The sequence below is a fragment of the Lysinibacillus sp. BPa_S21 genome, from assembly GCF_023337795.1.
In the GTDB taxonomy this organism is placed as follows: domain Bacteria; phylum Bacillota; class Bacilli; order Bacillales_A; family Planococcaceae; genus Lysinibacillus.
This window is the reverse complement of the sequence record NZ_JALIRS010000018.1, coordinates 12,965-25,223: the sequence shown is the minus strand read 5'-3', so window position 1 is coordinate 25,223 and position 12,259 is coordinate 12,965. Positions and strand designations below refer to the sequence as shown.

Here is a 12,259-nt window from a genome sequence, read left to right as displayed (position 1 = left end):
TTTCGCTACCAAAACATCTGCAGCTGGCGCTTCGCTTTCGCTACCAAAAACATTTGCTGAAAGAAGTTCGTCTTAGACAACTTTAATATCCACATTACACTTTAACTTAAATTGTTATCCGTTAAAGTGATTCATCACATCAAGAAATGGCTTTGAAAGAGATCCTTCTACAGCATTCACACACTTTTCAATAGCTTCGCCAACGATAGCTTGATCTTCTTTTGAAAATTTCGATAACACGTAATCTGCTACCTTCATGCCAGCTGGTGGGCGATTAACCCCAACACGTATGCGATTAAATTCTTGTGTGCCCAGATGCTGAATTAATGATTTAATACCATTGTGTCCTCCTGCACTACCTTTTTGACGCAGGCGTAATTTCCCTGTTTCTAAATCTAAATCGTCATAAATAACAATTAAATCTTCCACATCAATATCAAAATAGTTCATAAGGGGCCCAACACATTCCCCCGATAAATTCATATATGTTAAAGGTTTAACAAGTAGAACCTTTCCTTCAGGACGATGTACAGTTGCATACATACCATTAAACTTTGAATTAGTTAAAGGTGTACCCCATTTTTCAGCTAATGCATCAATAACATCGAAGCCAATATTATGTCTGGTATGCTCATAAGGCTTACCTGGATTTCCTAAACCAACGATAATTTTCATAAGTACCCCTCTTCTTTCAAATCTAATAGTCATTATTTTACCATATCATACACGAAGAAAGCAGTTTGTATAGTTTTTGAAAGTAAAAGTTCCATAACGGCTCGATCTTAATATCGGTGAAATAACACGTGTCATTAATTAAAGAAGCTAAAGCACGAGGACGTTTAATTAAATGTCCTCCATTGTTGAATTTTATAAATACAAAAGGCTACTAAAGAAGTTTGCCTCCTTAGTAGCCTTTCCTTCACATATATTTTTTACGCTTGTTCCTGCGTACTATCTGCCGTATCTTCAACGACTGCAGTTGGAGCCATAATGGTTACCAATGTATGATCACTTTCACTGATAATATCAAAATTAATCATATCTCGAATATCTGCTACCGTAATGGATTCACCAATTTGAAGCTTAGTAATGTCAATTTCAATAGCTTCCGGTATGTCTGCTGGCTTTACTTTAATTTTTATATCAAGATTAGGTTGCATTAATATGCCGCCTTTACCGATACCAACCGACTCCCCAACAAGTTTAATAGGCACTTCCGCTTCTATCGCTTCGGACATATTAATTGCTAAAAAGTCGATATGATTTACTGCATCTTTCATAGAGCATTGTTGAATCTCTGAGACAACAACATTCACTTTTCTCCCATCTAACTCCATTGAAAACACACCATTTTGTCCATTCTTTTGAATAGATTTTCTGAATTCCTTCTCTGAAATAGAAATTGGGGTCGATTCTAAATTATAGCCGTAAATAACTGCAGGAATGGCTCCCCCTTTTCTAAGTTGGGTTAATGTCGAACGATGCCCAGTTTTACGCTTATTAACACTTAATACTGTACTCATATCTATATTCCCCTTCCAAGAAAAATTATTTACGCCTTATTAAATGTCACTGCTTTCAATGACATTTGTTAAGGCTATAATAATATTTACCTACATTTTAGCTTATCACCCAAACGTGGGGGTGATTTACGTTTTAACAAAATATATCCCAACCTTAGGTGTTAAACTATTTTTCATAAAATAGTATAAATATTATTAAGTCACAATTACCATATAACCTTTTAAAAGAAAATTCAAACAAAAGGACCCAGAAAAAGGACAAATCTACTTACAAACGTAGATTTGTCCTTAATAAGTCACATATTGAAATTTCTTTATTTATATATTAATCAAATAGAGTACTTACAGATTTGTTTTCATATACACGAGAGATTGCATCTGCCATCAATTTAGCTACTGAAAGCTCTGTGATTTTTGGAGATTTTTTCTCTTCAGGAAGCTGGATTGTATTTGTTACAACTAACTCTTTAATTGAAGAGTTTTCGATACGCTCGATCGCTGGACCTGATAATACAGGGTGAGAACAGCAAGCATAAACTTCTTTCGCGCCAGCTGCACGTAATGCATCCGCGCCAATTGTAATCGTACCTGCAGTATCAATAATATCATCAATCAAGATGGCCACTTTACCGTCAACATTACCAACAATGTTCATTACTTCTGCAACGTTTGGTTTTGGACGGCGCTTGTCAATAATTGCAATAGGTGCTTTTAAACGTTCTGCCATTTTACGAGCACGTGTTACACCACCATGGTCTGGAGAAACAACAACGATTTCATCTTCTGGGATACCTTTTGATTTGAAGTGATCAGATAATAAAGGCACTGCCATCAAGTGGTCGATTAAAATATCGAAGAAACCTTGAATTTGAGGTGCATGTAAATCTAAAACGATTACACGTGTTGCACCAGCTGTTTCAAGTAAGTTTGCTACTAATTTAGCTGTAATTGGCTCACGCGCTTTTGCTTTGCGGTCTTGACGAGCATAGCCATAATAAGGCATTACAACGTTTACTGTACGAGCAGATGCACGTTTTACAGCATCTACCATGATTAAAAGCTCCATTAAATGTTCGTTTACAGGTGCAGAAGTAGATTGCACGATAAACACATCACAACCACGAATACTTTCTTCAATGCTAATTTGAACCTCTCCATCGCTGAAGTGCTTAACAGAAGATTTACCTAATTCAACACCCATTTCTTGCGCAATTTCTTGAGCAAGAGGATTGTTAGAGTTAAGCGAAAATATTTTTAATTGTGAGTTTGCATAATGATACGGCATGATGGCCTCCTGTTTAGTTGATAATTATTTTGAATTTAATTTGCTTACATAATTCGGCTTGTTTTCTTGTCTTGCACGAGCAATTGCAAGTGCATCTTCAGGAACTTCTTTTGTAATTGTAGATCCTGCTGCAATAAATGAACCTTTTCCAACCTTCACTGGCGCTACTAAGTTAGTATTACATCCTACAAATACATCATCTTCAATAATTGTTTGGAACTTGTTTTTCCCATCATAGTTTACTGTAATGGAACCACAGCCAATATTGACATTACTTCCGATCTCAGCATCACCAATATAGCTTAAGTGCGATACTTTCGTGCCATTATCTAGCTTACTTTTCTTCACTTCTACAAAGTTACCAATCTTCACATGGCTACCAATATCAGAAAGTGGTCGAATATTTGCAAAAGGTCCAATTGCTGTTTCTTCTGCTATAACGCTTTCACGGACAACAGAAGAATGCACAGTAGTTCGATCACCGATACGGCTATCTATGATTTGTGTGTTAGGCCCAACTATACATTCTTCACCAATAACAGTTGCACCTTCAATCATAGAACCTGGCTGGATGACAGTATCAGGACCAATTATTGCATCTGCGCTGATATAAGTTGCTTCTGGGTTAATAATTGTGACACCGTTACGCATATGCTTTTCATTAATTCTTGTACGCATTAGCGCCTCTGCTTGTGACAGAGCGACACGATCATTAACACCTAATGTTTCTTCAAAATCTTCCGTTACATATGCTTCAACGACATCGCCTTGTTTTTGTAAAATTTCAATGACATCAGGTAAATAATACTCACCCTGTGCATTGTCATTTTTCACAAGTTTTAATGTCTCAAATAACGCTTTATTATCGAAGCAGTATGTGCCAGTATTAATCTCTTTCACTAGTTGCTGCTCTGCTGAAGCATCCTTTTGCTCAACAATTTGCTCCACTTGTCCATTGTCGCCACGTAAAATACGACCATAGCCTGTTGGATTTTCAGCAATAGCTGTTAAAATAGTTGCCTTAGCTTTCTTTGCTTGATGATGTTCGAACAAAGCTTGCATCGTTTCAGGGCGGATAAGTGGTGTATCACCACAGACAACTAATGTTGTCCCTTCTTCGCTACCTAAAATTGCTTCAGCCTGTTGTACAGCATGAGCTGTCCCTAACTGTTCAGCCTGTAAAACATACTCGCTTTTATTGCCAAGCTGTTGTTTCACCTTTTCAGCACCATGTCCTACAATCGTTACGATGCGATTCACATCTAACGTTTGAATATGATCCACCACATGTTGTACCATTGGCTTCCCACATACTGGATGGAGCACTTTATATAATTTGGACTTCATACGTGTACCTTGACCTGCAGCCAAAATGACAGCAAAAATGTTGCTCATCTGTAAGTCCTCCAATACGCTCATTTTCTCTTATGACTATATAGCAAAATCCATCGATTTTCAAGGCATGTCGACTTGACAAAAAGATGAATTTCCAAATCAAATGCACCTTATGCTCGAATGTTAATATGTATGTCCTAAAACTGCTCATTTTCTCTTATTCTCAAAATAAAAAGAACTCTTCAATTAAGAAGAGCTCTTAATAACTATACGCCAATTCCTTCTAATTCTTCTGCCTTTTCCGTTACTTCCGCTTCGCTTGAATTATGATACTCGTTTAAAATAATCTCCTGAATTTTATTACGAGTAGTAGAATTAATAGGATGCGCAATATCTCTAAATTCACCGTCTGGAGTTCGTTTACTTGGCATAGCAACAAACAAACCTGTATTGCCATCGATCACGCGAATATCGTGAACTACGAATTCATTGTCGAGTGTAATGGAAGCAATCGCACGCATGCGACCATCAGTCTGTACACGACGTAACCTTACATCAGTGACTTCCATTTTCTCACCACCTCTCTTCTTAGATGCCTTAATGAAAAATAATATTCTAATTACCGAATATTTTCCTTTTTATAGTCTATCAAATTTTCTAAAAAATTTGAATACTCATCAGTATAATATTTCCTTTAATTTACGTAAATTTTGACAATTGTTTGTCTGTTGCCCTTACAATGTTACCCTTTCAGATGGTATGACAACATATTTAGACAGTTTTGTTGCCTTGATCTGAAAACCTTTTTTGCTGCCGCTTCGCTTTTTGCACAAAAAAGAATTTCTTAAATAAAGATAAAAAAACCCACTAAAAGAGCTAACCTTCTCTTCTAGTGAGCTTAAAAAATTATTTAACGATGGCAATAACTTCAATTTCTACTTTTACATCTTTTGGGAGACGCGCAACCTCTACTGCTGAACGAGCTGGTTTATGATCGCCAAAGTGGCTAGCATATACTTCATTCATTGCAACAAAGTCGTTCATATCCTTCATAAAAACAGTTGTTTTAATAACATTGTCCAAAGAAGAGCCCGCAGCTGCTAAAACTGCTTTTAAATTAGCAAACACTTGATTTGTTTGAACAGTGATATCACCTTCCACTAATTCGCCTGTTGCTGTTAATGGAATCTGACCTGAGCTATAAAACATGCCATTTACAATAATTCCTTGTGAATACGGTCCAATTGCTGCTGGTGCATTTGTTGTTGCTACTACTTTCATTTGTCATTTCCCCTTTTAGAAAAATAGTTACCTTCACTTAATGCAATTGTACGGTCCTTTTCATTGACCTCATGAAGCTTCACTAATGAGTAATAATCATCTACTAAAGTTTCATCTGCATGTTCAGCCTCTACAAGTACTGCAATCCCAGCAAGCTGACAGTCAAATTCCTCTAATAGATTTTTCATGCCATTCATTGTACCACCGACCTTCATAAAGTCGTCGGTAATAAGCACGCGTTGTCCACTCTTCATGCTTCTTTTTGATAATACCATTGTCTGAATTCTTCTGGAAGAGCCAGATACATAGTTGATGCTGACTGTAGAGCCTTCAGTTACCTTACTATCTCTTCGGACAACAACAACTGGTACATTTAAATGTCTTGCTATGGCGTGGGCAATAGAAATCCCTTTTGTTGCGACAGTCATTATGACGTCAATTTGTTGATCGGCAAATGCGGATGCAAATACCTTTCCAACTCGATTAATTAAATCTGGATTGCCGAGTAAGTCCGTCATAAATAAATAACCGCCTGGTAACAAACGATCTGAATGCTCAAGCTCCGCCTTTAAATCATCAATAACTAAACGGACCTCAGCCTCGGACATTTTAGGAATATACTTAACTCCCCCTGCAGCGCCCGGTACTGTCATCAATAACCCGATTCCTTTTTCTTCGAAAGTTTCTTTTACAATCGTCAAATCTTCACTTATGGAAGACTTTGCAGATTGATATAGTTCAGAAAAATAAGTTAGCGGGATCAGCTGATGTGGATGTTCTAGTAAATAGTACGTCATATCAACTAGTCGTTCACTACGCTTCCATTTCATGCGACCCTCTCCTAAACACGAATATTTATAGGTAAAATTAACATAAACTTGCGGTTTTAAGCAAGCGTATTTCGCTCACCTAAAATCCGAACAGCATATACTTCTTCACAAAAACCACGTAAACCGTTATATATGCGACTTACTCGAGCTTCACTATCCACCAAACCAAACACGGTCGGACCGCTTCCACTCATTAATGTTGCATCTGCTCCAAAGCGCTTCATCTGTTCTTTTAACATTACTACTTCTGGATGTAGCTTAAATGTTACAGTTTCTAAAACATTTCCTAATGATGCACACAGTAGTTCATAATTTTCCTTTTCAATAGCATGAATCATTTGCTTCGTATTTGGATGCTCTAACCCGTCAACCTTTAATCCTCCATATACTTCAGCAGTAGATACACCTATTTTAGGCTTAGCTAATACTACCCAACAGTTTGGAGGTGCAGGCAATTCCTGAATTTTTTCTCCACGTCCAGTTGCTAATGCTGTGCCACCATAGACACAAAATGAAACATCTGAGCCAATTTTCGCACCTAATTCAGCTAACTCATCTATAGATAACCCTAAATTCCACAGCTCGTTTAAACCCTTCAGTGTAGCAGCCGCATCGCTACTACCACCCGCTAATCCTGCTGCGATTGGTATTTCCTTTTCTATAGTAATGGATACACCTTGTCCAATGCCGTATGTATCTTTAACTAGACGCGCTGCCTGATAAGCAAAATTTCGGTGATCATTTGGTACGAAATTATCAGTCGAAATTATTTCAATTACGCCATCTTCTCTAGATTCTAAACAAATACGATCAGCTAAATCCACTGTTGTCATGACCATCTCTACTTCATGATAATTATCTGGTCTTTTATAAAGTACATCTAATGTTAAATTTATTTTTGCAGGCGCCTTTACATAAAGCATCTTTCTTCCTCCTTATAGCTACACTTATCCATTACGCATTCACGCAATTGGCTGATGCTTCGCCTTCGCACAGATATACAATGCTCCCATTTCAATTTAGGTTTGCATGTTGGCTGACACTTTAATCACTGAATCTCTAATGTAAGAGTCTTCTGTAACTGTTACAAAACATCAGTAGCTGGCGTTCACTTCGCTATATAAAACATTTTCTGAATGAAGATAAACCTGTCGTTTATCTTTCACAAGATTATTCATTTTATTTTACCATAATGGGAAAGCGAAAATGGAAAAAAAGAACCGTATACCCCATTTGGTGTAACGGTTCTCTCTCGTCAGTTGCCTTGTTGTGTTTACAGGAAGTTTTCATCCCTGCAGATAAAGATTCAAAATAATAAGTGGTCTTTTTTCACAAAGAGGCTACTTATTATGCTCTTGCTCACTATTTGCTCTTTCTGCCATTTCAATGGCACGTTTGACCATATTACCGGCGTCTCGAGCTTTAATGCCGCCCCAGCCTTCTCGTTGCACAACATCATAAAATCCAAGCTCTTTAGCGATCTCTTCTTTTAAACGAGGTGACATGATACCTTTTCTAGGCATATAAACTCCTCCTTTAACAACTGACGATTTTAGTATGTCCCAGAAAACGCAAAACACTCATGTAGTTTTTAACATACATGAGTGTTTCGAAATATAGAAATAAGTACTAGAAACTATTTTGCGATAGCAGCTTTTGCTTCGTCTAAAAATGTAATCTCTACTGCTTCAGTTAAAATATCTGTGTAACTATACGATACGCGCTTGCACGTATTGTCTTCTTGATCAAGTTCAACTACAAAGATAGCGCGATATGTCTCACGCAATACCCCTGCACACTCGACCGTTTTCTTGCGACCTCCGTTTGCTCTTAACTGCAAACGTTTACCCAAATGACAATCCAACGACTTTTTAATGTCCGCTAAAGTTTTTGGCATTTTCGCTTACACCTCACTAATAAACAGTATAAGCGATTCGCCCAAAAATGTCAACAAAATATAATATTTTATCAGCCTCTAATAAATATTGTCAACTTATTTTTCATAAAAAAAACATGTTTTTTTACGTATACTCAAAAAAGTTAACAAAAATTTTTTACTTTACAAATGTAGGGTATAGTGCATCGGCTAATTTTCCAAACTCTTGAATCGTAAGGGTCTCTCCTCGACGTGTTGGTTCAATATTTACTGCTTTCAAAGCATCCATAATTTTTTCTTTGTGAACCTTACCATTTGGTAAACCTGATTGTAAATTATTGAAGATTGTTTTTCGTCGTTGTACAAACGACGCACGAGTCACGACAAATAAAAAGTCCTCATCAATGACTTTTACAGGGGGTTCATCATGTTTAATAAGACGGAGCACTGCAGAATCTACATTTGGCTGCGGCATAAATACAGTTTTCGGAACCGTCATGGCAATATCAGCCTTAACATAATATTGAATCGCAATTGATAAAGAACCGTACTCCTTCGTACCAGGTTTAGCCGAAATACGATCTGCAACCTCCTTTTGCATCATGACTACAAAACCGCGAATTGGCAAACGATCATTGAGTAATTTCATTAAAATCGGCGTCGTCACATAATAAGGTAAATTCGCTACAACCATGATATCGTCAATACCTGGCATCTCTTCCTGAATTACCTTAGCGACATCTGCCTTTAAAATATCTGAATGTACAATAGATACATTATTATATGGGCTAAGTGTGTCTTCTAATACCGGTAATAGCCGCTGATCAATTTCAAAAGATACCACTTTTTTTGCACTTCTTGCTAGATGCTCTGTTAATGCTCCAATGCCAGGACCAACCTCAATTGCACCACTATTTTCAGTTAAATTTGCATGACTAACAATATTTCGTAAAATGTTCGGATCTATTAAGAAATTTTGACCTAAGCTTTTTTTGAATGAAAATCCATATTTCTTTAAAATTTCCTGCGTTCTAATTGGTGTTGCAATATCCTTATGCATCGTTTTCCTCCTGATCTAACTGTGCGATTGCCGCACCAAATTGCTTTTCTGTGATTTGAAACATTTTTAATCTTTTATGAAGTTGTTTACCGTTTGTCGCACCGATATTCAAAATCTCCCCAAGACGATCACGGCGAATTTTCGCCTGTGGATGGCCAATTAAATGGGCCGTCATTAAATCTTCGAGAGTAATATCATCTGTAGTTGGCTCAAACTCTATAGGAGTATAGACATGTTGCAACGCCTCACGTATATCTTCATCTGCTGCATGCTCAATGCCTAATCCTTTACCGTTTTTCGCAATTGTTTTAGCCTTCGGTAAAAAAGCATGTTTTACACCTTTTACACGTTCCTCGATAATGGCACGAATTCGACGTCCTGGATAATCTGGATCAGTGAAAATAATAACGCCCCTTTTATCCTGTGCATGTTGAATTCGCTTCAGTGTTTCCTCTGAAATAGCCGATCCATTTGTTTCTATAGTATCTGCTTGTACAGCTCGCTTAATAGCTGTTGTATCATCTTTTCCTTCTACAACAATGATTTCTTTTATTTGCAAAAAGGCTCCTCTTTTCTACCTTATCTTCAGACCATTTTACAACTGCACTCTATGATTTGTACAGAAATACACGGCTATTCGCCTTCTAGCAGACTGTATAGTGATCGTTACAGCCTACTTTATGTAGATATTACTATGCTTTATCCTTTAGAACTATTTATTAAAAAAAGATAAAAAAGCTTTCCCGCCAGTCAAAACAGGAAAGCTACTAATAGTGAAAAACATTTTGTTTTAATTTATTTATTGTTTTAATTTTACAATTTTTTTAATTTAATACTTTAATACGCACTTTCCTTACTCCCCAATTACTAGCCTGGGATTCAGATTGTACAAGTATGTCGATCCGATTACCCTTAATTGCACCGCCAGTATCCCCTGCAATAGCTGTTCCATAACCTTCAACCCAAACTTTTGAGCCAAGCTTAATAACAGAAGGGTCTACAGCAATTACTTTCAAACCAGAGCCTGATTTCAAATTAATGCCAGTCGCAGATATCCCCGAGCAGCCATTACAATTAGGTGTATAAGCCGTTGCCGTTACATAAAATTCTTTACCACTAGCTGGCTCTGATGAACCACGTGATACAGTCGCTGCACTCGCTACTACAGTTTTAGTACCTACTGCAACCACTTGCGTTTGCGGTTCTTTTACAACTTTTTTAGATTGTTGATTTTTAGCTACAACTTGACCATTCTCTTTAACAACTTCATAAGTTTTAGTCATTAATCCTTTATGGCCTGCTGCTACAACTTTTTGTTTTCCCTTTTCCAATGAAGCATCCTGCTTCTTTTCAATTGCGAAATCTAAAGATTCTTCCACTACATCGATAACCTTTTCTACGCGAACTACTGTGATTTTACTCTGCGGAGATATTACGTCCTTCAGGTTATTCTCGACACGATCGAATTCATTTAGTTGAATTCCTTGTTGTTTTAAAAAGTTAGCGACCGTAGTCGAAGTGGACCATACTTGTCTCTCGTTTACGCCATCGACAAGCGATACTTGAAACGCTTTTTGAATATCGATCTTGTTGTCTGCTCCTATTTCTGTATCTAGACCTTGTGCTAATGAGTCATGCTCTGATACGTCAATATTCGCTTCTTTCAAAATGTCTTTCACTTGTGTTTCAGTTGTCCAAACTTTTGACTGATTTCCATCAACTGAAATTGTTACTTCTTTTGCCTGTTCCCATGAAATTGCTAACCCATTAGCAATTTTGGTGTTCAGAGAGGGTGATATTTTGTCATGCTCTGCTACGTCTATATTTTGATCTTGTAATAATTGTTCTACGGTTTTGGCATGTGTTGTTACTTCGACTGTTTCTCCGTTCGCCTCAAGCGTTACGGTTTTTTTAGTACCTTGATAAAGTACAAATGAAATTACAGATACAAACAGGACAAGTGAAATAATGCTTATCACTGTTTGCTTACTCCTCAATGATCCTAAGAACAAGTTTTTCATGGAATTATTTGACATGAAAAAACGCCTCCTTAATACAAAGTTGGATTATACGTACTAGATTTGGCACTGTCAACCCGAATGTACTTCAAAGAAAATTGACAATATCTTTTTAGCCAACTACAAACTCAGTATTGGAGGCATCTCAGCTAATTAATTGTCAATCCTAAAAAATTTTTTCGCATTGGCTGTCGTTGCCTGTGCAATTTCCTCAATCGTTAATCCTTTTAAACGAGCAATTTCTTCTGCAACTAAAGGCACTAAAGCTGGCTCATTACGTTTTCCTCGATATGGATGAGGCGCTAAATACGGAGCATCTGTTTCGATCATCAAATGCTCTAATGCTATTTCTGTCGCCACTTCCTTCGGCATTCGTGCATTTTTAAATGTCACCGGTCCACCAAGACTAATCATAAAATTCATAGCAATACATTCATGCGCGGTTTCCACACTGCCACTATAACAATGCATGACACCTCCCACGGAAGCAGCGTTTTCTTCACGTAAAATTTGGACAACATCTCCAGTAGCATCCCTGTTATGAATAATGATTGGTAAATTTAGCTTTTGCGCTAAATGAATTTGCTTGCGGAAAAGTGCTTGTTGAACATCTTTCGGGGATTTATCCCAATAGTAGTCCAATCCAGTTTCACCAATACCCACTACTTTCGGATGTGCTGCTAATCCCTCAATCCAATTTAAATCTTCTTGTGTGCAATCAATAGCATCAACTGGGTGCCAACCAATGACGCCGTAAACAAAATCATATTGTTCAATCAGTTGCATTGTTTTTTCAATGGTTTTGCGATCAAAACCAACAACAACCATCGTTTCTACTTTAGCTTCGAGAGCTCGATCTATAACCTCTTGTAAGTCTTCTTCATACTGATCAGCATTTAAGTGTACATGTGTATCAATAAACATCGTCATTCTCCTAACATAGATTTTATTAAAAATTATTATTTCATATTTTTCGTCAGTGTTACAAATTTGTTACAAACGATTTAGTATTATAACATTTCGCATTCCACAGACATCACGCTTATTACTA

Annotated in this window: 14 protein-coding genes; all 14 read right to left on the bottom strand. The window is 37.1% G+C overall.

What is annotated here, in order from left to right; translation table 11 throughout:
* Window positions 1–114: 114 nt before the first annotated feature.
* Window positions 115–675, bottom strand: a complete 561-nt coding sequence (gene pth / locus MOK21_RS21780) for an aminoacyl-tRNA hydrolase (protein WP_249076051.1) — start codon at window positions 673–675, stop codon at window positions 115–117.
* A gap of 257 nt (window positions 676–932) precedes the next feature.
* Window positions 933–1,523 (bottom strand): 50S ribosomal protein L25/general stress protein Ctc, encoded by a 591-nt coding sequence (locus MOK21_RS21775; protein ID WP_249076050.1) that lies wholly within the window; start codon window positions 1,521–1,523, stop codon window positions 933–935.
* A gap of 325 nt (window positions 1,524–1,848) precedes the next feature.
* Window positions 1,849–2,808: a ribose-phosphate diphosphokinase gene (locus MOK21_RS21770; protein ID WP_079563685.1), complete on the bottom strand. Its 960-nt coding sequence runs from the start codon at window positions 2,806–2,808 to the stop codon at window positions 1,849–1,851.
* Window positions 2,809–2,832: 24 nt separating this feature from the next.
* Entirely contained in the window at window positions 2,833–4,203 is a 1,371-nt protein-coding gene (gene glmU / locus MOK21_RS21765) for a bifunctional UDP-N-acetylglucosamine diphosphorylase/glucosamine-1-phosphate N-acetyltransferase GlmU (RefSeq protein WP_249076049.1), read from the bottom strand.
* Between the two features lie 206 nt (window positions 4,204–4,409).
* Window positions 4,410–4,712, bottom strand: coding sequence for a septation regulator SpoVG (spoVG, locus tag MOK21_RS21760; RefSeq protein WP_249076048.1), 303 nt, complete (start codon window positions 4,710–4,712; stop codon window positions 4,410–4,412).
* 337 nt (window positions 4,713–5,049) lie between these two features.
* Complete coding sequence (locus tag MOK21_RS21755; protein WP_249076047.1) at window positions 5,050–5,424, bottom strand: RidA family protein; 375 nt, start codon at window positions 5,422–5,424, stop codon at window positions 5,050–5,052.
* Window positions 5,421–6,254 (bottom strand): pur operon repressor, encoded by an 834-nt coding sequence (gene purR, locus MOK21_RS21750; RefSeq protein ID WP_132364310.1) that lies wholly within the window; start codon window positions 6,252–6,254, stop codon window positions 5,421–5,423. The genes MOK21_RS21755 and purR overlap by 4 nt, the downstream gene beginning before the upstream one ends.
* Before the next feature lie 56 nt (window positions 6,255–6,310).
* Window positions 6,311–7,177 carry a 4-(cytidine 5'-diphospho)-2-C-methyl-D-erythritol kinase gene (ispE, locus tag MOK21_RS21745; protein ID WP_249076046.1) on the bottom strand — a complete coding sequence of 289 codons (867 nt, stop codon included), beginning with the start codon at window positions 7,175–7,177 and terminating at the stop codon, window positions 6,311–6,313.
* A gap of 417 nt (window positions 7,178–7,594) precedes the next feature.
* Window positions 7,595–7,777, bottom strand: coding sequence for a small, acid-soluble spore protein, alpha/beta type (locus tag MOK21_RS21740; RefSeq protein WP_049667357.1), 183 nt, complete (start codon window positions 7,775–7,777; stop codon window positions 7,595–7,597).
* Window positions 7,778–7,890: 113 nt separating this feature from the next.
* Window positions 7,891–8,151: a biofilm formation stimulator Veg gene (gene veg / locus MOK21_RS21735; RefSeq protein WP_049667356.1), complete on the bottom strand. Its 261-nt coding sequence runs from the start codon at window positions 8,149–8,151 to the stop codon at window positions 7,891–7,893.
* Between the two features lie 157 nt (window positions 8,152–8,308).
* Window positions 8,309–9,190, bottom strand: a complete 882-nt coding sequence (rsmA, locus tag MOK21_RS21730; RefSeq protein ID WP_249076045.1) for a 16S rRNA (adenine(1518)-N(6)/adenine(1519)-N(6))-dimethyltransferase RsmA — start codon at window positions 9,188–9,190, stop codon at window positions 8,309–8,311.
* The gene (gene rnmV, locus MOK21_RS21725; RefSeq protein WP_249076044.1) at window positions 9,183–9,749 is read right to left on the bottom strand and encodes a ribonuclease M5; all 567 of its coding nucleotides are present in this window, start codon (window positions 9,747–9,749) and stop codon (window positions 9,183–9,185) included. The genes rsmA and rnmV overlap by 8 nt, the downstream gene beginning before the upstream one ends.
* Before the next feature lie 265 nt (window positions 9,750–10,014).
* The gene (locus MOK21_RS21720; protein ID WP_249076043.1) at window positions 10,015–11,226 is read right to left on the bottom strand and encodes a resuscitation-promoting factor; all 1,212 of its coding nucleotides are present in this window, start codon (window positions 11,224–11,226) and stop codon (window positions 10,015–10,017) included.
* A gap of 135 nt (window positions 11,227–11,361) precedes the next feature.
* Complete coding sequence (locus MOK21_RS21715) at window positions 11,362–12,132, bottom strand: TatD family hydrolase (RefSeq protein WP_249076042.1); 771 nt, start codon at window positions 12,130–12,132, stop codon at window positions 11,362–11,364.
* Window positions 12,133–12,259: the final 127 nt, after the last annotated feature.